Origin of the sequence: Plantibacter sp. PA-3-X8, from assembly GCF_003856975.1 — a bacterium.
Classification (GTDB): Bacteria; Actinomycetota; Actinomycetes; order Actinomycetales; family Microbacteriaceae; genus Plantibacter; species Plantibacter auratus.
Genome location: NZ_CP033107.1, coordinates 2,362,334 through 2,383,336 on the forward strand (window position 1 = coordinate 2,362,334; position 21,003 = coordinate 2,383,336).

The 21,003-nt window shown below is 69.3% G+C and carries 16 protein-coding genes and 1 tRNA gene; 13 read left to right on the plus strand and 4 right to left on the minus strand.

Annotated features, from left to right (window positions below; translation table 11 throughout):
• Nucleotides 1-58: 58 nt before the first annotated feature.
• Together nudC and EAO79_RS11205 are read left to right on the plus strand one after the other, a co-directional pair.
• A complete protein-coding gene (gene nudC, locus EAO79_RS11200) occupies nt 59-997 on the plus strand; it encodes an NAD(+) diphosphatase (protein ID WP_079705555.1) in 939 nt (312 codons plus the stop codon).
• 25 nt (nt 998-1,022) lie between these two features.
• Nucleotides 1,023-2,756 (plus strand): ATP-dependent helicase, encoded by a 1,734-nt coding sequence (locus tag EAO79_RS11205; protein ID WP_124769023.1) that lies wholly within the window; start codon nt 1,023-1,025, stop codon nt 2,754-2,756.
• On the opposite strand, the gene EAO79_RS11210 is transcribed toward EAO79_RS11205, so the two are convergent.
• Both EAO79_RS11210 and EAO79_RS11215 read right to left on the minus strand, forming a co-directional pair.
• The gene (locus tag EAO79_RS11210) at nt 2,644-3,513 is read right to left on the minus strand and encodes a TOMM precursor leader peptide-binding protein (protein WP_124769024.1); all 870 of its coding nucleotides are present in this window, start codon (nt 3,511-3,513) and stop codon (nt 2,644-2,646) included. The two genes, EAO79_RS11205 and EAO79_RS11210, sit on opposite strands and share 113 nt — an antisense overlap.
• 87 nt (nt 3,514-3,600) lie before the next feature.
• Nucleotides 3,601-4,953 carry a zinc-dependent metalloprotease gene (locus tag EAO79_RS11215; protein ID WP_082916189.1) on the minus strand — a complete coding sequence of 451 codons (1,353 nt, stop codon included), beginning with the start codon at nt 4,951-4,953 and terminating at the stop codon, nt 3,601-3,603.
• A 165-nt stretch (nt 4,954-5,118) separates the two neighbouring features.
• Between EAO79_RS11215 and EAO79_RS11220 the strand changes: the two genes are divergently transcribed.
• The 3 genes from EAO79_RS11220 (at nt 5,119) to EAO79_RS11230 (ending at nt 9,463) form a co-directional block, all read left to right on the plus strand.
• Entirely contained in the window at nt 5,119-6,249 is a 1,131-nt protein-coding gene (locus tag EAO79_RS11220; protein ID WP_124769025.1) for a PDZ domain-containing protein, read from the plus strand.
• A gap of 71 nt (nt 6,250-6,320) precedes the next feature.
• Nucleotides 6,321-9,245, plus strand: coding sequence for a UPF0182 family protein (locus EAO79_RS11225; RefSeq protein WP_124769026.1), 2,925 nt, complete (start codon nt 6,321-6,323; stop codon nt 9,243-9,245).
• Between the two features lie 144 nt (nt 9,246-9,389).
• Nucleotides 9,390-9,463, plus strand: a tRNA-Met gene (locus tag EAO79_RS11230).
• Nucleotides 9,464-9,546: 83 nt separating this feature from the next.
• Here the strand turns inward: EAO79_RS11230 and ald are convergent.
• Nucleotides 9,547-10,650: an alanine dehydrogenase gene (ald, locus tag EAO79_RS11235; protein WP_124769027.1), complete on the minus strand. Its 1,104-nt coding sequence runs from the start codon at nt 10,648-10,650 to the stop codon at nt 9,547-9,549.
• Nucleotides 10,651-10,819: 169 nt separating this feature from the next.
• Here ald and EAO79_RS11240 point away from each other — a divergent pair, with 169 nt between their 5' ends.
• From EAO79_RS11240 to EAO79_RS11255, 4 genes are all read left to right on the plus strand, one after another.
• The gene (locus EAO79_RS11240; RefSeq protein ID WP_079705560.1) at nt 10,820-11,302 is read left to right on the plus strand and encodes an Lrp/AsnC family transcriptional regulator; all 483 of its coding nucleotides are present in this window, start codon (nt 10,820-10,822) and stop codon (nt 11,300-11,302) included.
• Between the two features lie 397 nt (nt 11,303-11,699).
• A complete protein-coding gene (locus tag EAO79_RS11245; protein WP_079705561.1) occupies nt 11,700-13,061 on the plus strand; it encodes a glycine betaine/L-proline ABC transporter ATP-binding protein in 1,362 nt (453 codons plus the stop codon).
• Complete coding sequence (locus EAO79_RS11250; RefSeq protein ID WP_124769028.1) at nt 13,058-14,065, plus strand: proline/glycine betaine ABC transporter permease; 1,008 nt, start codon at nt 13,058-13,060, stop codon at nt 14,063-14,065. The genes EAO79_RS11245 and EAO79_RS11250 overlap by 4 nt, the downstream gene beginning before the upstream one ends.
• Nucleotides 14,066-14,136: 71 nt before the next feature.
• A complete protein-coding gene (locus EAO79_RS11255; protein WP_079705563.1) occupies nt 14,137-15,033 on the plus strand; it encodes a glycine betaine ABC transporter substrate-binding protein in 897 nt (298 codons plus the stop codon).
• 62 nt (nt 15,034-15,095) lie between these two features.
• Here the strand turns inward: EAO79_RS11255 and EAO79_RS11260 are convergent, their stop codons facing one another.
• On the minus strand, nt 15,096-16,292 hold the full coding sequence (locus tag EAO79_RS11260) for an aminotransferase class I/II-fold pyridoxal phosphate-dependent enzyme (protein ID WP_124769029.1): 1,197 nt from the start codon (nt 16,290-16,292) through the stop codon (nt 15,096-15,098).
• A 158-nt stretch (nt 16,293-16,450) separates the two neighbouring features.
• Between EAO79_RS11260 and EAO79_RS11265 the strand changes: the two genes are divergently transcribed.
• The 4 genes from EAO79_RS11265 to EAO79_RS11280 all read left to right on the plus strand — a co-directional run bounded on the left by EAO79_RS11265 (nt 16,451) and on the right by EAO79_RS11280 (nt 21,001).
• Entirely contained in the window at nt 16,451-18,100 is a 1,650-nt protein-coding gene (locus EAO79_RS11265; protein WP_124769030.1) for a S1C family serine protease, read from the plus strand.
• 121 nt (nt 18,101-18,221) lie between these two features.
• Nucleotides 18,222-19,289, plus strand: a complete 1,068-nt coding sequence (locus EAO79_RS11270) for a glycosyltransferase family 2 protein (RefSeq protein ID WP_079705566.1) — start codon at nt 18,222-18,224, stop codon at nt 19,287-19,289.
• On the plus strand, nt 19,290-20,117 hold the full coding sequence (locus EAO79_RS11275) for a CDP-alcohol phosphatidyltransferase family protein (protein ID WP_079705567.1): 828 nt from the start codon (nt 19,290-19,292) through the stop codon (nt 20,115-20,117).
• On the plus strand, nt 20,117-21,001 hold the full coding sequence (locus EAO79_RS11280; RefSeq protein WP_124769031.1) for a glycosyltransferase family 2 protein: 885 nt from the start codon (nt 20,117-20,119) through the stop codon (nt 20,999-21,001). Before EAO79_RS11275 ends, EAO79_RS11280 begins: the two co-directional genes overlap by 1 nt.
• The last annotated feature ends 2 nt before the right edge of the window (nt 21,002-21,003 follow it).

Consider the following 21,003-nt stretch of genomic DNA (forward strand, 5'->3'; position numbering starts at 1 on the left):
CCAGGGTACGGGGCCGTCCCGGTGAGCCGCGCTCGCCACGCCCTCAGAGAGGTTGTCCATGACGATTCAGGTTCGCGCACTCGCCGGTCTACCGCTTGCGAGAGGCGGACTCGACCGTCACGGCGAGCTCCGTTCACGACCGGACGTGCTCGACGGACTGCGGGTCGATCCGAACGCCCGAGCCGTCGTCCTCCGCGGCCGGCGCGCACTCGTGACCGGCGACGCGCTCGACCTCCTGGATCCCTCGGACCTGCCCGAGCCGGAGCTCATGGTCTACCTCGGAAGCACCGTCGAGGACACCCCGGAAACCCCACCGGGCACCGACATCCTGCTGTGGGTCCTCGCCGACGCCGATGCCGACGCGATCACCGAGGATGAGGACCGCTGGTTCGACCTCCGCCGGAGCGGACACCGGCTGTCCGACCGCGACGTCGGGATCCTGGCGACGTCGCTGGCGATCGCCGGCTGGCACCGAGCCGAGCCGTTCTGTGCGCACTGCGGCTCGCCGACCACCGTCCGCAACGCCGGCTGGGCACGGCACTGCCCGGTCGACGGCAACGAACTCTTCCCGCGCATGGATCCCGCGGTCATCGTCGCGGTCGTCGATCCTCAGGGACGGATACTGCTCGGGTCGAACGCGATGTGGGAGCACAACCGGTATTCACTGCTGGCCGGCTACGTCGATGCCGGCGAGTCTCTCGAGCAAGCCGTCGCCCGCGAGATCTTCGAGGAGTCGGGGATGCGTCTCGGCACTCCCGTCTACCTCGGTTCGCAGCCGTGGCCGTTCCCGCGCTCGCTCATGCTCGGCTTCGTCGCCCCGCTCGCGGAGGATCAGGATCCGGAGGCGCTCGTCCCGGACGGCCAGGAGATCCTCGACCTCCGGTGGTTCACGCGGGAGGAACTCGAGGACCCGGCCACCGACGTCATCCTCCCCGGACCGTCGTCGATCGCACGAGCCGTGATCGACGAGTGGCTTCGCGGATCCTGGTCTCGATGAGGCGCGGCACCACCGAGGGGCCCCGATGAGCAGTCCGGCCGAACTGCTGGCCGGACTCGACCCCGACCAGGCCGTCGCAGCGGAGGCGCTCCGCGGACCCGTGTGCATGCTCGCCGGCGCAGGCACCGGCAAGACCCGCGCGATCACTCATCGCATCGCCTACGGGGTCGCGACCGGGACCTACACGGCGTCGCGCGTCATGGCGCTCACGTTCACCAGTCGCGCCGCTGCTGAACTGCGTGGTCGGCTCCGGGCGCTCGGAGCCGAGGGCGTCTCGGCCAGGACCTTCCACGCCTCCGCGCTCTCGCAGCTGAACTTCTTCTGGCCCCAGGTCGTCGGCGGTCAGGTGCCCGCGCTCGTCGAGAGCAAGGGCCGGGTGCTCGGGCACGCGGCCGAACGGCTCCGGTTGCGGGTCGACACCGCGACCCTGCGCGACGTGGCGGGCGAGATCGAATGGCGCAAGGTGTCCGGCCTGACCCTCGAGCAGTATGCGGCGTCGAACCGGCCGCTGCCGGCCAAGCTGTCCCTCGAGCAGGTCGTCTCGCTCCAGGAGACCTACGAGCAGTTGAAGGACGAGCGCCGACGCATCGACTTCGAGGACGTCCTGCTCGCCTGCGCCGGCATGATCGAGACCGAGCCCGCCGTCGCCATGCAGGTGCACGAGCAGTACCGCTTCTTCGTCGTGGACGAGTACCAGGACGTCTCGCCGCTGCAGCACCGACTCCTCGAACTCTGGCTGGGCGGTCGACGGGACGTGTGCGTCGTCGGCGACGCGAGCCAGACCATCTACTCCTTCGCCGGTGCCCGTTCCGACTACCTGCTCGACTTCCCGACCAGGTACCACGACGCCACGGTCGTCCGGCTCGAGCGCAACTACCGCTCCGCCCCGCCGGTCGTGGCCGCGGCGAACACGCTCATGCGGGGGCGCCCGGGGGCGTTGCACCTCTCAGCGGCCACCGCACGCGATGACGAGGGCACCCAGACCGCACGCCCTGAGACGCCGGCGGTCGGCCTGCGGCAGTACCCGAACGAGCTGTCCGAGGCGAGAGGCGTCGCCTCGGAGATCCTCGTGCAGCTGCAGGCGGGCGTCCCGGCCTCGGAGATCGCCGTGCTCTACCGGATCAACGTCCAGGCGGCGGCGTTGGAGACGGCCCTCGGCGAAGCCGGCATCCCCTACGTCATGCACGGCTCCAAGCGCTTCTTCGAGCTGCCCGAGGTACGGCAGGCCCTGCTCCAGCTCCGCGCTGCCTCCGTCTCGATCAGCGGTGAGCCCCTGTTCAAGTCCGTGAGCGACGTGCTCCGGTCGCTCGGCTGGAGCCAGGACCCGCCCGACGGCGGCGGCGCGGTGCGCGACCGCTGGGAGTCGCTCAACGCGATCATGGGGCTCGTTGACCAGGCGCCGGAGGGGACCTCGTTCCGCGCCTTCACGGATGAGCTGCAACTGCGGCAGACCGCGCAGCACGAGCCGACGGTCGAGGCGGTCACGCTGGCGACCCTGCACTCGGCGAAGGGCCTCGAGTGGGAGGCCGTGCACCTCATCGGGCTCTCCGAGGGCTATCTGCCGATCTCCTACGCGAAACAGTTCGAGCAGGCGGACGAGGAACGGAGGCTCCTCTACGTCGGCATCACGCGCGCCAAGCGGCTGCTCAACCTGTCCTGGTCCGAGACGCAGCAACGCGGTGGTCGTCGCGAGCCGTCGCGATTCCTGGCAGAGCTCGGCATGCGCACCTCGAGTGCTCCCGGACGACGCGGCGCCTGACCCCACCGGTCGCGGCGTCGACCACCAGCTGGGTGCTCGCGAGGATGGGCTGGGACGCGTCGAGGTGTCGGAGCACCAGACGGGTCACGCGGGTCGCGACCTCCGCACCGAGGAGCTGGGTGTCGAGTGGCGAGCGGTGCCCGAGAAGCTGGGAGGCGACGGCCGGCCAGGCCGGATCGTCGTCGGTGCGGTGCAGCTCGACGCAGTGCAGGCACGGCCCTGAGCCGGGTGTCACGAACGGCCCGATCCGGACGACACGATCGCTGAACACGACCGGCAGGTGCGGGACGTCGTCGCGCAGCCACCGCGTGTACCGACTCGGCGGGATGACGAAGTCGGCGACGAGGACGGCGACGTCGACCCGGCCAGGGTGCGACCCGGCTCCGGTCGACCCGGACTCCGGTGGCAGGAGTGCGACCGCCTCCTGCTCGGAGAGGAGGCGTCGGAGGAGCTCGGCCGCCAGGCTCGCGCCGTCCACGACGACCCGGTGCGTCACGGCGGGGCAGGAGGTGGGGCCGCCGTGCTCGATCACCGGGTCGAGCGTCGAGAGGACGCGATCGATCTCGTGGGCTGGGATGTCGAAGGCGTCCGCGAGTCGTCGTTCGACCAGAGCCGGGAAGCCGGCACGCAGTGCCGCGACGACCTGCTCGGTCTCGGTCCGGACGCTGTCGAGCACGACCGCTTCATCGACTCCCACCTGCAGGCTGTGCGGGGTTCGCCAGAGCAGCGGTCTCCTGGGATCGAGGCGCGTCGTCATCCATCGATGATGGCGGGTCGACGACCGGTCGCGTCGGCACTCTCCACAGCCCGCCCGGAAGGACGAGCTGTGGAGCGTCGCCGTGGATCAGACCGGGGGGCCGCCGGCACCGTTCGGGCCGGAGGGCTCCGAACCGGGCTCGTCGTCGTGCTGGTCGCCGCGTTCCTCGCCACGGAGGAGGTCTTCGAGCGCGAGATCCATCTCGTCCTGCTCGGGACGCTCACCCCTGGCCTCAGCTTCGAGGCGCGCGATGAGCGCCTCCGGGGCGTCGATGTCGGCTGCGGTCGGCACGAGGTCGGGGTGCGACCACAGGGCGTCGCGCTGCGCGGTACCGACGGCGTCGGTGACCTGCTGCCACATCTGCGCAGCCTCGCGCAGCCGGCGGGGTCGCAGCTCGAGTCCCACGAGCGCGCCCAAGGCCTGTTCGGCCGGCCCACCGGCGGCGCGGCGTCGGCGGACGGTCTCCGCGATGGCCGCGGAGCGGGGGAGACGCTCGGTGGCTGCCGCGGTGACCACGTCGACCCAGCCCTCGATGAGGGCGAGCGTCGTCTCGAGTCGGGCGAGGCTCGCGTCCTGCGCCTCGGTTCGGGCGGGGATGAGCGCACCGCTCGTCATGGCCTCTCGGAGTTCCTCGGGGTTCGACGGGTCGAAGCTCTCGGCGAGCTCCTCGAGTCGCTCGGTGTCGATCCGGATGCCGCGTGCGAAGTCGGTGATCGAGGAGATGAGGTGCAGGCGGAGCCAGCGGGCGTGGCGGAAGAGTCGTGCGTGCGCGAGTTCACGGACCGCGAGGTAGATCTGGACCTGATCCGCCGGGATGTCGAGACCCTCGCCGAAGTCGGCGACGTTCTGGGGCACCAGGGCGGCCTCGTTGTCGTCGAGCAGTGGGATGCCGATGTCGCCGCCGGAGACGACCTCCTTGGAGAGCTGGCCGACGACCTGTCCGAGCTGCATCGCGAAGAGCGTGCCGCCGATGCCGCGGACGAGCTGTCCGGCGTTCGCGATCATGCTCGACAGCTCCTCGGGCGCGCGTTCCGTGAGCACGCCGGTCAGGGCGTTCGCGATGTTCGTGGCCACCGGCTCGGCGAGCTGCGTCCAGAACGGCATCGTCTTCGTGGCCCAGCGCGTCCTCGTGTACAGGGCCGGTTCGCTCGACAGCTCGGCCACGTCGGTGACGTCGGCGAGCCACAGGGAGGCGATGTGGAACGCCTGCTCGAACGCCGCACGCTGCTCGGGCGTCGTGTCCTGGGAGCCGTCCCCGGCGATGGTCTTCGCCTGCTGGAGCGAGGTGTCCCAGTTGATGCCGTCGCCACCGGAGCGGAGTGCGCCCTGGAGCTGCGACATGAGCGCAGCGAGACTGGCCGGATCGCTGGGAAGGCCGGCGGCGCCGGCGAGCTGGCTCGGGTCGAACGAACCGTTGCCGGAGAGGAGCTCGCGGAGCATGTCGCGGAACTCGTCCTCCGGACTCTTGTCGGAATCCTCTGGCACGTCAGCCGCCTCTCAGATAGCTCGGTGCTGGGCCTTCTACGCTAGTCGCACCTCGCTGAAGAATCGCCGGGGTATGGTTGGTCGGGTTTCCGCCCACCGCGAACACTCCGGAAGGCTTGCATGTCGCTCTTCGCCGATGAGGCTCCCACCGCTTCGGCGCCGACCGGTCAGGGTCGCAATCGTCGCGCTCGGTTCGGTTGGATCGTGCTCAGCCTCTCGCTCGTCCTCCTCGGCGTGCTGTCGGCGGTTCCCGCGCCGTACGTCATCGAACAGCCGGGTCCCGTGTTCAACGTGCTGGGTACGACCGAGGGTGACGACGGCGACGTCCCGCTCATCGAGGTCCACGACGAGCAGACCTACGACACGGGCGGCACGCTCGACATGTTGACGGTCCAGCTGGTCGGGAACCCGCAACGGAGCCCGGGCTGGCTCGACATCGTCTCGGCCTGGTTCGACCCGAGCCGCGCCGTCGTGCCGATGGACCTCTACTTCCCGCCCGGCGTCACGACCGAGCAGCGCGACGAGCAGAACGCGACCCTCATGGTCGACTCGCAGCAGGACTCGGTCGCGGCGGCGTTGCGCGAGCTCGGGTACGAGGTTCCCGAGCACATCGTGGTGGCACAGATCGCGGAGGGTGCGCCCGCGCAGGGGGTGCTGCGGCTCGACGACGAGATCGTCGCGGTCGACGGCACGCCGGTGACCGGCCTGGCCGGCCTGCGGGACGCGATCAACGCCAACGGTACGGACGAGCCGGTCACGCTCGACATCGTGCGTGGGGGAGCGGCGAGCACCGTCGAGATCACGCCGACGACCGCGACCGCGTCCGACGGGACGACCTCGACCGTGATCGGCATCGGTACCAAGACGACGTACGACCTCCCCGTCGACATCACCATCCAGCTCGACAACGTCGGCGGCCCGAGCGCCGGCATGATGTTCGCGCTCGGCATGATCGACCTGCTCACCCCGGGTGAGCTCAACGGCGGGAAGGACGTCGCCGGTACCGGGACGATCGACGCCGACGGCAACGTCGGCGCGATCGGCGGCATCCGGCAGAAGCTGTTCGGCGCGAAGGACGCCGGGGCCGAGTGGTTCCTGGCGCCGGAGAGCAACTGCGACGAGGTCGCCGGACACGTCCCGGACGGCTTGACGGTCTTCGCCGTGAAGACCCTCGACGATTCGCTCGCAGCGCTCAAGGCCATCGCGGACGGAGCCGACACGAGCAAGCTGCCCACCTGCTCGGCCGGTTGACCGCTTCGGGCGCTCTCCCAGCCCGGCCGCTTTAGGATGGGTGGGACGACCCCTATCTGAAGAGGCCACACGTGACATCCGCAGCAGCAGAGAAGCCCCTGTCCACTCAGCGCCGACGCGCCCCGATCGCGATCACGGTGGCGATCATCGCCGCGCTCCTCATCGGGTTCTTCGTGTTCTCGGGGTTCTATGCCGACCTGCTGTGGTTCCAACAGCTCGGCTTCACCGAGGTCCTGACCACGCAGTGGATCGCGGCGATCGCCATGTTCCTCGTCGGGTTCGTGGGCATGGCCCTCCCCGTCTGGCTGGCCATCGAGATCGCCTACCGGACCCGTCCGGTCTACGCGAAGCTCAGCTCGCAGGTCGACCGCTACCAGCAGGTGGTCGAGCCGCTCCGCCGACTCGCGACCTACGGCATCCCGGCGCTCTTCGGGCTCTTCGGCGGTGTCGCCGCGGCCTCGCGCTGGCAGCTGGTGCTGCTGTGGATGAACGGCACCCCGTCCGGTACCAAGGACCCGCAGTTCAACCTCGACGTGTCGTTCTACCTCTTCGACCTGCCGTTCTTCCAAGCCGTGGTCGCCTTCTCCTCGGCGGTCGTCCTGATCGCCCTCATCGCAACCGCCGTCGTCACCTACCTCTACGGAGGCATCCGGGTGGTCAGCCGTGAGGTCTGGATCTCCATGGCGGCCCGCGTGCAGATCTCGGTGCTCGCCGCGCTGTACCTGATCCTGCAGGCCGTCAGCCTCTGGCTCGACCAGTACACGACGCTGAACGACACCGGCACGCTCATCACCGGTGCCTCGTACACCGACGTCGCCGCGACCATCCCCGGTCGGGTCATCCTCGCCGGGATCGCGCTCATGGTCGCCGTCCTGTTCGTCGTCACCGCGTTCACCGGCCGCTGGCGTCTGCCGCTCGTCGGTACCGCGCTGCTCATCGTCGCGTCCCTCATCGTCGGCAGCCTCTACCCGTGGATCGTCCAGCGTTTCCAGGTGGAGCCGAACGCGAAGAGCCTCGAGACGCCGTACATCAAGCGGAACATCGACATGACCCGCGACGCCTACGGGATCGCCGACGTCGAGGAGGAGGAGTACGCGGCCACCACCGACGCGACCCCCGGAGCACTCCGTCAGGACGCCGAGACCACGGCGAACATCCGGATCATCGACCCCTCGCTCGTGAGCGCCTCGGTCGCGCAGCTCGAGCAGTTCAAGCAGTTCTACTCCTTCGACAAGCAGCTCGACGTCGACCGCTACAACATCGACGGCAAGACGCAGGACGCCGTCGTCGCGGTCCGCGAGCTGAACGTCGCCGGCCTCGACAATTCGCAGTCGTGGATCAACAACACCGTCGTGTACACCCACGGGTACGGTCTGGTCGCCGCGTACGGCAACCAGCGCTCGGCCTCCGGTGAGCCGGTCTTCCTCGAGTCGGGCATCCCCACCACCGGCGCGCTCGGCGACTTCGAGCCGCGCGTGTACTTCGGCGAGCAGTCGCCCGACTACTCCATCGTCGGCGCTCCCAAGGGTGCGGACCCGGTGGAGCTCGACTACCCGTCGGGCACGCAGGGTGAGTCGCAGACCTACACGACCTTCGACGGCGATGGCGGGCCCAAGCTCGACAACGTCTTCAAGAAGCTCGTCTACGCGCTCAAGTTCCAGTCGGAGCAGATCTTCCTCTCCGACTCCGTGAACAGCCAGTCGCAGATCCTCTACGACCGCGACCCGCTCACCCGGGTCCAGAAGGTCGCTCCCTACCTGACGCTCGACTCCGACCCCTACCCGTCCGTGGTGGACGGTCAGATCGTCTGGATCGTCGACGGCTACACGACGAGCGCCAGCTACCCCTACTCGAAGACCGTGAGCCTGTCCGACACGATCTCCGACTCGGTCACGCCGGCGCAGAACTACGCGCTCGACGACGTCAACTACATCCGGAACTCGGTGAAGGCGACCGTCAACGCGTACGACGGCAAGGTGACGCTCTACAGCTGGGACGACCAGGATCCGATCCTCAAGACCTGGCAGAAGGTGTTCCCGTCGACGGTCAAGCCGATGTCGGACATGTCGGGCGATCTGATGAGCCACGTCCGGTACCCGGCCGACCTCTTCAAGGTCCAGCGTTCGGTGCTCGGCCAGTACCACGTCACCAACGCCGGTTCGTTCTACTCGAGCGAGGACGCGTGGGTCACCCCCAACGACCCGCAGTCGACCGACACGGAGAAGAAGTACCAGCCGCCGTACTACCTGACGATGCAGCTGCCCGAGCAGGACGCGCCGTCCTTCTCCCTGTACTCCACGTTCATCCCGCGTCAGGGCGGTGAGCAGTCGCGGAACGTGCTGACGGGCTACCTCGCGGTCGATGCGAACGCCGGCGCCGAGGACGGCAAGCGGAGCTCCGACTACGGCAAGATCAGGCTCTTGACCCTGCCGAAGGACGACACCGTGCCGGGTCCCGGCCAGGTGCAGAACACCTTCGACTCCGATCCGAGCGTGTCGAGCCAGATCAACATCCTGAAGCAGGGCCAGACCGAGGTGCTGAACGGCAACCTGCTGACCGTGCCGGTCGGTGGCGGTCTGCTCTACGTGCAGCCGGTCTACGTGAAGTCCACCGGTGACACGAGCTTCCCGCTCCTGCAGAAGGTGCTCGTCGCCTTCGGCGACCAGATCGCCTTCGAAGACACGCTGGACGAGGCGCTCGACGTCCTGTTCGGCGGCGACTCGGGTGCGGATGCGGGTGACACGAACGTCCCGGGCGACAGCACGACGCCCCCGACGGACGGCACGGACACCGGCGGCGGAACCGACACCGGCTCGACCCCGAGCACGGGTGACCCGACGGTGGACGCGCAGATCAAGACGCTGCTCGACCAGGCGAAGGCCGCGATGGTCGAGAAGGACGCGGCCATGGCGAGCGGTGACTGGGCTGCCTACGGGGTGGCGGACAAGAAGATCTCCGACGCACTGGCGCAGGCGCTGGCACTGCTGAACGGCTGATTCCGAGCCTGCAATCCGAACGGCGTCGCCCTGACGGGCGGCGCCGTTCGGCGTTCCAGGAGGAGGGATTCGACCGGAATCGGAGTGCTTGGCGGCACGCGATTTGCACGCCCTCAGAATGCATGCTAGGTTTATCTCTTGTGCCGCAGGGTGGAGCAGTTCGGTAGCTCGCTGGGCTCATAACCCAGAGGTCGTAGGTTCAAATCCTGCCCCTGCAACAGAAAAGATGAAATCCCGGTCTCCTCGAGACCGGGATTTCGTCGTTTGCGGGGATGATCGCCCGCCGTCGGCGGGCTGTGGGTCAGCCCATCGTCGCGACGTGGAGGCCGAACGCCGCGGCCACGCCGGCGTTGGTGACCGCACCCGCGTGGATGTTGACGCCCGCGCGAAGTGCTGCGTCGGCCGCCACTGCGTCGTTCGTGCCCTGGTCGGCGATGGCGAGTGCGTACCGGAGGGTGGCGTTGGTCAGCGCGCGCGTCGAGGTCTCCGGGACGGCACCGGGCATGTTGGCCACGCAGTAGTAGAGGCTGTCGTGGACACGGAACGTGGGGTCGTCGTGCGTCGTCGGCCGTGAGCCCTCGAAACAGCCGCCCTGGTCGATCGCGATGTCGACGAGCACCGAGCCGGGCTTCATGTCCGCCACCATGGCGTCGGTGACGAGCTTCGGGGCCTGGGCCCCGGGGATGAGCACCGAGCCGATGACGAGGTCGGCGTCGCGGAGCTGCTCCGCGATCTCGTACGCCGATGACGGCCTGGTCTGGATCTGCCCGCTGAAGCGGTTCTCCAGCTCGCGCAGGCGAGGGATGGAAATGTCGATGATCGTGACGTCCGCCTGCATGCCGAGCGCGTTGGCTGCTGCGTGCTCGCCGGCGACCCCGCCGCCGATGACGACGACCTTCGCCTTGGGGGTTCCGGGCACGCCGCCCAGCAGGATCCCTCGTCCACCGGTGGCGCGCATGAGGTGGTAGGCGCCGACTTGCGTGGACAGCCGTCCTGCGACCTCGCTCATCGGCTGCAGGAGCGGCAGGGAGCGGTTGGGGAGCTGCACGGTCTCATAGGCGATCGCGGTGGTCCCAGAGGCGATCAGGGCGTCGGTGAGCGGACGGTCCGCCGCGAGGTGGAGGTAGGTGAAGAGCGTCTGGTCGGCCCGCAGGAAGTCGTACTCGGCGGCGACGGGCTCCTTCACCTTGAGCAGGAGGTCGCCCGCCGCCCAGACGGAGGCCGCGTCGGTGGCGATGGTCGCGCCGGCGGCACGATACGCCTCGTCGAGATTGCCGGACCCGAGGCCGGCGCCCGCCTGGACGACGACCTCATGGCCGTGTCGGACGAGTTCGTGGACGCCGCCTGGCGTCGCCGCGACCCGGTTCTCGTTGTTCTTGATCTCCGTGGGGATGCCGATTCGCATGTCTGGTTCCTCTCGCAGGCTGGGCCAAGGCTCGGCTCTCCCGCTCGTCGGTGGACGGTGTGCGACTATTCTGAGGTTGCTGCGTTTCAGCCGGATGAACGCCGCAGCTTTTGCGGAATTCGCGTCTGAATTCGATGATGATTCGGCTGAAAAGGGACGTGGGCGCAGGATGACGAACAATCTGCACGGACGCGCGGACCTTGACGACGTCGATCACGCACTCCTGCGGCTCCTGCAGGAGAACGCACGCATGACGAACGCCCGCATGGCGGAGCTCGTCGGCATCGCCCCCTCGACGTGTGTCGCCCGAGTGCGGTCGCTCGTCGACCGCGGCGTGATCACGGGGTTCTCGGCGCGTATCGATCCGGTCGCGGTCGGGCTCGGTCTCGAGGCGCTCATCAGCGTCAACATCAGGGCGGGGGCTCGCGCCCGTATCGCCGAGTTCAGCGCCGGCATCCGACAGCTCCCGGAGGTCGTGCAGGTGTTCTTCCTCGGCGGCTCCGAGGACTTCGTCATCCATCTCGCGGCGCGGGACAGCGCCCACATCCGCGACTTCGTCGTCGAGCACCTGTCGGCCGATCCGACGGTCGCCTCGACCCGCACGAGCCTGGTGTTCGATCACTCGTTCATCGGCGTCGCGGTGGGGGAGTGAGGGCGATCCGCGGCTGTACCGGCCGGGCGAAGGTCACGAACGCATAACGAAGGACTCGGGCGGAAAACCCTGACCATGTTCGGTTTTGCCATGGAGGCCGTGCGCGATGTCCGCCTTTTGGGGGATCGTCGATTAGCCAGCAGCTGTGAGTTTCGTTAGCGTTGTCGACGGCCCGCAAGGGCTGACCTACGTAACCGCGTCCCGCCCCCTGTCGCCCCGTGACGGCGTGCTGGACGTACGGTCGAACGCCACGCGGTAGCCGTTGTCGCCCCACGTGATCCGAGCCCGCGCGCTGTCCATCAGTGCGCCGATGGGGCGGATCGAGAGCCGTTCGACCCGGCCTGACGATCGACAGGAAGAGCGCACCGCGGTTCCGCGTGCGCTTCCAGGAGAACACATGACCGAAACGATTGCCGTCTCCGCGACGGGACTGTACAAGGTCTTCGGCAGGAAGCCGAAGGAAGCCGTGAAACGCCTGCAGGCCGGTGCCTCGCGTGACGAACTCGCCTCCGGCGGGACCACCGCAGCCGTCATCGACGCCTCGTTCGAGGTGAAGCAGGGCGAGATCTTCGTCGTGATGGGCCTCTCCGGCTCGGGCAAGTCGACGCTGATCCGGATGCTCAACGGCCTGCTCGAGCCGACGGCGGGCACCGTGACCATCGCCGGGAAGCCGATCTCGGGGGTGTCCTCGAAGCAGCTGCGTGCGGTCCGACAGGACAACATCTCGATGGTCTTCCAGCACTTCGCCCTGCTGCCGCACCGCACGGTGCTCGAGAACGCCGCCTACGGACTCGAGGTGAAGGGTGTTCCTGCCGCTGAACGACGCGAGCGGGCCCAGGCCGTCGTCGAGCGCGTCGGGCTCGCAGGCTGGGAGGACAAGCTCCCGGGCCAGCTCTCAGGCGGGATGCAGCAGCGCGTCGGCCTCGCCCGCGCACTCGCCTCGGACACCGACATCCTCCTCATGGACGAGGCGTTCTCCGCGCTCGATCCCCTCATCCGCCGCGAGATGCAGGAGCAGCTCGTCGAGCTGCAGGCCGAGCTCGGCAAGACCATCGTGTTCATCACCCACGACCTCAACGAGGCGATGTTCCTCGGCGACCGGATCGCCGTCATGCGCGACGGCCGGATCGTCCAGGTCGGCACCCCGAACGACATCCTGACCGACCCGGCGAACGACTACGTCGCCCAGTTCGTCCAGGACGTCGACCGCGCCCGCGTCCTGACCGCCGGTGGCGTGATGGAACCCGCGCGCTCCGTCGTCTCCGCATCCGCCGGACCCAGGGCTGCACTGCGCATCATGCGCGACCTGCAGACCTCGACCGCCTTCGTGGTCGGTCCGGGTCGGCAGCTCCTCGGCGTCGTCCGCGACAAGGACGTGCTGCGTCTCGTCCGCGCGGGCGACCACGAGCTCGGCAGCGTCATCACCGCCGACCTCGCCACGGTCTCGCCGGAGGCGGCGCTCGTCGACCTCTTCGAGTCCGCCGTCGAGAGTGCCCTGCCCGTCGCGGTCGTGGACGAGCGGACGCGCCTGCTCGGCGTCGTCCCGCGGGTGACCCTGCTCGCCGCCGTCGGCAACGTCCCGACCAACACGGACGAGATCAGTCTCGTCGGGCCGCCGGCGACGGTGCCCGTCGAGCTCATCACGGCGACCCTGCGGTCGACCGCGGAGGACCCGCAGCACCCCGATGACGTGACCTCGTCGATCGAGACCAGCGCCGCCGAACCGGCAGCGATCCTGCCGGAAGGGAGTGTCCGATGAACGGCATCCGTCTCCAGTCGTCCGGGTTCCTGGACGCCATCACCCGCCCCGAGATCGGTGCGTGGGTCGAAGCCTTCGTCGACTTCATCACCGACGTCTTCCAGCCCGTCTTCGACGTCATCCGGAGCGTCTTCCAGGGGCTGTACGACGGCGTCGACCTCGTGCTCAGCGGTCCGCCGTTCTGGGTGATCATCATCGTCGCCGCCCTGCTGGCCTTCGTCGCAAGGGGCCCGGTGTTCGCCGTCGGCTCCGCGGTCGGGCTGCTGATCATCGTCGGCGTCGAGCAGTGGGACAACGCGATGGACTCGCTCTCGCTCGTGCTCGTGGCCGGACTCATCGCCATCGTGATCGGGATCCCGCTCGGCATCCTGGCGGCGCGCTCGAAGGTCGCGTCGTCGATCATCCGGCCGTTGCTCGACTTCATGCAGACGACTCCTGCGTTCGTCTACCTCATCCCCGCGCTCATCCTGTTCCGCATCGGCGTCGTCCCGGGCATCGTCGCGACGATCGTCTTCGCGCTGGCCCCGGCCGTCCGTCTCACGGAACTCGGGATCCGCAACGTCGACCGCGAGGTCGTCGAGGCCGGCAACGCGTTCGGCGCTTCCTCGTGGCGGATCCTCCGCCAGATCCAGCTGCCGCTCGCGATGCCGAACATCATGGCCGGTGTCAACCAGGTCATCATGCTCTCGCTGTCCATGGTCGTCATCGCCGGCATGGTCGGCGCCGGCGGTCTGGGTGGCGACGTCGTCAAGAGCCTCTCCCGGATCGACATCCAGCTCGGCTCTGAAGCGGGCCTGTCGGTCGTCATCCTGGCGATCTTCCTGGACCGCCTCACGGCTTCCCTCGGCGGCGGTCGCAAACAGCGCGGGAAGCGCACGAAGGCTGCCCCGTCCTCGCCCGGCGGGATCCGACCGGCGCCTGCCTCGAGCACCACGACGACCGACAGCACCGCCTCAGGCGAGGAGCAGCGCACTCCCGCCGAGTCGCCGACCGCCGTGCGGTGACCCACCGGCACACAGCTTCCATCCGACGACACCGATCCCCGCGCCACGCGGGACGAAAGGAATCATCGAACATGCAGTACCGCACCAAGATCGCAACCACCATCGCAGCGGGGGCGGCGGCGACGCTCGCCATCTCCGGCTGCTCCGCGGGCGCCTCGGATGAGACGCTCGAGAACGGCGACAAGCAGGCGGTGACCATCGCCGTGTTCAGCGGCTGGGACGAGGGCATCGCTGCCTCCGAGCTGTGGAAGGCCGTGCTCGAGGAGCAGGGCTACGACGTCACCCTCGAGGAGGCGGAGCCCGCCCCGGTGTTCTCCGGCCTCAGCACCGGTGACTACGACCTGACGCTCGACGTCTGGCTGCCGACGACCCACGCGAGCTACATCGAGAAGTTCGGTGACGACGTCGTCGACCTCGGCGCCTGGAACACCGACGCCAAGCTCACGATCGCCGTCAACGAGGACGCCCCTGTCGACTCGCTCGAGGACCTCGCGGCCAACGCGGACCTCTTCGACAGCCGCCTCGTCGGCATCGACCCCGGTGCCGGACTGACCGAGGCCACCCAGGACAAGGTCATCCCCGAGTACGGCCTCGACGACTGGGAGTTCCTGACCTCGGGCACCCCGGCGATGCTCTCGGAGCTGAAGGCCGCGACCGACGCCGGTGAGAACATCGCCGTCACGCTGTGGCGTCCGCACTGGGCCTATGACGCGTTCCCGATCAAGGACCTCGAGGACCCGAAGGGCGCCCTCGGGGATGCCGAAGGCATCCACAGCTTCGGCAAGGCCGACTTCGCGGACGAGTACCCCACGCTCGCCGGGTGGCTGAAGGACTTCGACTTCGACTCGGAGCGACTGTTCTCGCTCGAGAACGCGATGTTCAACGAGGGTGACTCGAAGGACTACGCGCCGGTCGTCAAGCAGTGGATCAGCGACAACCAGGAGTACGTCGACTCGCTCACCAAGTAGCGGATCGACGAGACGACGGGCACCGGAGCGATCCGGTGCCCGTCGTCGTGTGCATCGGAGCGTCAGCTGCGGAGTCGGGCGAGGCCGTCGACGGCCCGCTCCAGCACCTCGACGCGCTTGCAGAACGCGAACCGGACCAGCGACGCGTAGTCCGCGTCGTGCCGGTCCAGACAGAACGCCGACAGCGGCACCGCCACGACCCCGGCGAGCTCGGGCAGTGCCCGGCAGAACGCTGCAGCATCGTCGAAACCCAACGGGGTCGCATCGGCCACGATGAAGTAGGTGCCGTCCGGTCGGAAGGTGTCGAAACCGGCGGCGGAGAGGCCCGCGCTCAGGAGGTCCCGCTTGCCGCGCAGGCCGTCGGCGATGGCCGTGAACGCGGCGTCGGGCAGTCGGAGTCCGGTCGCCATCGCCGGCTGGAACGGTGCGCCGTTGACGTAGCTGAGGTACTGCTTGACCGTCGAGACGGCCGTGACGAGTTCGCGGGGTCCGCTCAACCAGCCGATCTTCCACCCGGTCGTGCTGAAGGTCTTGCCACCGGACGAGATCGTGAGTGTGCGTCCGGCGGCACCCGGCAGGGTCGCGACGGGGACGTGTCGGACGTCGAAGGTCAGGTGCTCGTAGACCTCGTCCGTCACGATGATCGCATCGTGGCGCTCCGCCAACTCGGCGATCAGGTCGAGCGTCGCGCGGTCGAGGACGGTGCCGGTCGGGTTGTGCGGCGTGTTGACGAGGATGATCCTGGTCCGGTCGGTGACGACGGCGCGGAGCTCGTCCGGGTCCGGCTGGAAGTCGGGTGCGCGCAGCTTGACCGTCCGGTGCCGGCCCCCGGCGAGGGCGATGAGTCCGCCGTACGCGTCGTAGAACGGCTCGAAGGTCACGACCTCGTCGCCGTGCTCGACGAGGGCGAGCAGGGTCGCGGCGAGCGCCTCGGTCGCTCCGGCGGTGACGAGCACCTCTCCCTGCGGGTCGGGCTGGAGTCCGTAGAACCGTCGCTGGTGCTCGCTGATCGCGGTGCGGAGGTCGAGGGTGCCCGGGCCGGGTGGGTATTGGTTCTCGCCGCGCTCGATGGCCGCGACCGCTTCGGCCAGGACCGCCTCGGGTCCGTCCTCGTCGGGGAACCCCTGGCCGAGGTTGACGGCTCCGGTCTGCAGCGCGAGCGCGCTCATCTCCGCGAAGATCGTCGACGAGACGTGTCCGTCCTCGTCGACGAGGCCGGCGCCTTCGGCGGTGCGCCGCCAGGGTCCGTCAACCACCATGTCGATCTCCCTCCGTGGCCGCGGGCGCGGGCCGCTCCCAATCTAGGACACCGTGCGCAGGTCCTTGCGGCGAAGCCCTAGCCGGCGCACAGCGGGCGCGAATGAAACACTCAGCTCAGCACGGGAAGCTGACTGCGCTTGGAAGGAGCAGAATCGCCATGACCGACACCGCAGACGGACAGCAGCCCGCCGAACACCCCCAGTCCACCCCGAACGGTGAGACCGCGCCGCAGTCCGCACCCGCTGAGCAGGCGGGCGGCACAGTGCCTCCCGCGGGCGAGGCACGGCCGTCGACCTCAGGAGCGTACTTCCCGCCCCCGACCGCGATGCCACCGGTCGCACCGCCCGCCGGTCAGCCGACGCAGCAGCCCTACGGCGCGGCCCAGCAGGGCTCGCCGTACCAGCAGGCGCCGCAGCACCCGTCCGCAGCCTTCTCCCGTCAGCAGCAGCCGAACCCGTACGCCGCCTACCAGCAGCCCACCGGCCAGCAGCCGCAGCCCGGTCAGCAGCACGGTCCCTACGGTGCGTCCCCGTACGCCCAGCAGCCGACCGGGCAGCACCCCGGCGTCCCGACGCCACCGGCGGCTCGGACGAAGAAGACCAACCGCCCGCTCGCGGGCATGGTCGCGATGCTCGCCGTCGGCGCCCTCATCGGAGGAGCGTCAGGCGCCGGGGCGACGCTCTGGGTCACGAACGCGACGAAGTCGAGTGTCTCGAGCAACGAGGCTGGCTCGAAGGCGTTCACCATCAACGACGACGCCGACGTGAGCCTGACCACGGCCATCGCTGCGACGGCCGGGCCGAGCGTCGTGACCCTCTCGGTCCAGGGCGGGCAGAGCGCCGGTACCGGTTCGGGGATCATCCTCAGCAAGGACGGTTACGTCCTGACGAACACGCACGTGGTCACCCTGGACGGCCAGGTCGCCGACCCGACCATCCGGGTCACCGATGCGAACGGCAAGCTGTACAACGCCAAGATCGTCGGCACGGACCCGATCTACGACCTCGCTGTCATCAAGCTCGAGGACGCCTCGGGTCTCAGCCCGATGGAGTTCGCGAACTCCGACAAGCTCAACGTCGGCGAGACAGCCGTCGCGATCGGTGCGCCGCTCGGACTGGCGGGGACCGTCACCGACGGCATCGTCAGCGCCCTCAACCGGAGCATCACCGTCGCCTCCTCCGCCGTTCCGGACTCCGGATCGAGTGACGACGGCGGGTCCGGCGACTCGAACGGCGACAACCAGAGCCCGTGGAACTTCGACGTGCCGGGGCAGACCACCCCGACCGCGCCCACCTCCTCGATCTCCATCGCGGTCATCCAGACCGACGCGGCGATCAACCCCGGCAACTCGGGTGGCGCGCTCGTCGATGGCACCGGCAAGCTCATCGGGGTCAACGTCGCGATCGCGAGCGCCGGAAGCACCGACTCGTCGTCGCAGAGCGGCAGCATCGGTGTCGGCTTCGCCATCCCGGCGAACATCGCCAAGCGCGTCTCGGACGAGATCATCAAGACGGGCAAGGCGACCCACGGCCTGCTCGGCGCGACCGTGAAGGACGCCTCGAGCGACGCCAAGAGCACGGTCGCCGGCGCGCTCATCGACAAGGTCACCGACAACGGCGCCGCGCAGGCCGCGGGTCTGAAGTCCGGGGACATCGTCACCGAGTTCAACGGCGTCCCGGTCACGGGTGCGAACGACCTCACCGCGCAGGTGCGAGCGCTCGCGGCGGGGGCGACGGCGAAGCTCACCTTCACCCGCGGCAACGACTCGCAGACCGCCGAGGTCACGCTCGGCGAGCTCGCGCTCTGACACCCGGGGCGTCAGGCCCCGGAGGACGCCCGCACGGCCACCGTGCGGGCGTCCTCCGCGTCCGGGCCACCCCGACGACCGGCTGCTAGGCTCGATCGAACGAAACACGGAGTGAACCCCCATGTCGAACGACACAGGCCAGGCCGACGCACCGTCGTCGCCCGGAGTCTCCTACGTGATGCCGGTGTTGAACGACGTCCGCCACGTCCGGGCAGCCGTCGACAGCCTCCTGGCGCAGGACTACGCCGGCGACGTGGAGATCACGATCGCCGTCGGGCCGAGCATCGACGGCACGACCGAGCTCGTCCGAGAGCTCCAGGCGGCCGACCCGCGCATCCACGTGCTGGAGAACCGTGTCGGGTCGACCCCGGCCGGGCTCAACCTGGCGATCGCCGCGTCGACGCATCCGATCGTCATCCGGGTCGACGCCCACTCGGAGCTGCCCGACGACTACGCGCGACTCGCGGTCGAGACCATGCTCCGCACGGGGGCGCAGAACGTGGGCGGCATCATGGACGCCCAGGGGCGCACGAGCTTCGAGACGGCGGTGGCGCGGGCGTATGGCTCGCGCGTCGGGCTCGGTGGCACACCCCACCACGTCGGCGGTCGAGAGGGGCCTGCCGACACCGTCTACCTCGGGGTCTTCGACCGCGAGATGCTCATGCGGGTGGGCATGTTCGACGAGCGCATCAAACGCGGACAGGACTGGGAGCTCAACCGCCGGATCAAGCAGGCCGGCGGCCTCGTCTGGTTCACGCCCGCGTTGCGCGTCGTCTACCGCCCGCGTGCGAGCATGCGCGCCCTGGCGCGGCAGTTCTTCTCCACCGGACTCTGGCGCGGCGAGCTCAGCCGGAGCTTCCCCACCCGCGGCACGCTCCGTTACTTCGCGCCGCCGGTCCTGGTGCTCGGTATCGTGCTCGGCACGCTGCTCGGGCTCGGAGGCCTGGTCCAGCTGGGTGCGGGGGCGACGCCGTGGCTGCTCCTCGGGTTCGCGGCCCCCATCGCCTATGCGGCCATCGTGCTGCTCGCGAGCATCGTCGTCACCGGGCGGGACGGGGTACGCACGAGCCTCTGGATGCTCGCCGTCCTGCCGTGCATCCACTTCTGCTGGGGCACGGGGTTCGTGCTCGGCTACGGCTCGCTCGCGAAGGGTATCTCCGCGCTGCGCAATCCACCGAAGGCGGTCTAGATGTCGGATCCCAGCACGGCCGGAACCGGTCCGAGGCTCACGCCCCCGCGGACGATCGCCGAGCTCCGTGCCGTGGCGCAACCGCCGGAGGTCCGCGCGCGGAAGAACGCCGAGCACTGGACGGCCGACCTCTACCTGCGAGACCTGTCGCCGTACGTCACGTGGTTGCTGCTGCGCACGAGCATCAGCGCGAACGGCGTGACGGGTCTGATGATCCTGACCGGCTGGGCCACGGCCGCCGCGCTCCTCATCCCCGGATTCGGGGGCGCGGCCCTCGCGCTCGTGCTCGGCCAGACGCAGATGCTCGTCGACTGCTGCGACGGTGAGGTCGCGCGCTGGCGGCGGACGTCGAGTCCGGCCGGTGCGTTCCTGGACTCGGTCGGCCACTACTCCACCGAGTCGCTCATCGCGATCGCCCTCGGCATCCGTGCCGCCGCGTGGCCGGTCGATGCGCCCGAAGACCTCGTCTGGATCACCCTCGGATTCGCACTCGCGCTGTTCGTCGTCCTCAACAAGGCGCTGAACGACATGGTGCGGGTCGCCCGCGCCGGGTTCGGGGCGCCGAAACTCACCTACTCGACCGAGGAGTCGGCGCCGCGCGGGGGACTGCTCGCTACCGCTCGGACGGTGGCGCGGTTCCTCCCGTTCCACCGGCTGTTCCACTCGGTCGAGCTCACCATGGTGATCTTCGCCGCTTCCGTGGTCGGCCTGTTCGTCGGCGACGTCGAGGCGATGCGCTGGGTGCTCGCGATCCTCGTTCCGCTCGCGTTCCTGACGCTCGTCGGGCACTTCATCGCGATCGTCTCGTCGAAGCGGCTCCACGCGTGATGTCCGGCCCGATCCCGGTCACGCGCTCCGTCGGCGTCGTGGTCTTGACGCAGGGGACCCGCCCGGTCGAACTCACCGCAGCCGTGGAGAGCGTGCTCGCCCAGCAAGCGGTGGAGCTCGACGTGGTGGTGGTCGGCAACGGCTGGCAGCCGACCGGACTTCCGCACGGCGCTCGAGGCCTGGCCCTGTCGGAGAACCTCGGGATCCCGGCCGGCCGCAACCGTGGTGCCGACGCCGTGCAGGGGGAGTACGTCTTCTTCCTCGACGACGACGCGACCATCCCGTCCACCACGTTCCTCCGCGACGCCATCGCGATGCTCGACGCGGACCGCTCCATCGGCCTCATCCAGCCCCGGCTTGCCGACGCGGACGGTGCAGCGACGCCGTCCCGCTGGGTGCCGCGCACCCGCGACAAGGACCCCGGGCATTCGAGCGCCGTGTTCTCCTGCCTCGAAGCGGCCGTCCTGTTGCCGCGGTCGGTGTTCGACGCCGTCGGTGGATGGGCAGATCCGTTCTTCTACGCGCATGAGGGCATCGAGCTCGCCTGGCGGGTCTGGGACCAGGGGAGGCGAGCCTGGTACGAGGCGTCCCTCGAAGCGAACCACCCCGTGACCGAACCGACAAGGCACACCGCCTACTACCGGCTCAACGCGCGGAACCGGGTCTGGCTCGCGCGGCGGAACCTCCCGGTGCCGCTCATCCCGCTGTACGTGGGCTCCTGGACCGCGATCCAGGTGATCCGGTGGTGGCGGAAGCCGGAGGCCCTCCGTCCCTGGTTCGGTGGCTGGCGCGAGGGGTGGCGGACGGACCCCGGCGAACGTCGTCCACTGCGCTGGCGGACGGTCTGGCGGATGACGCGCGCAGGGCGACCTCCGGTCATCTGAGT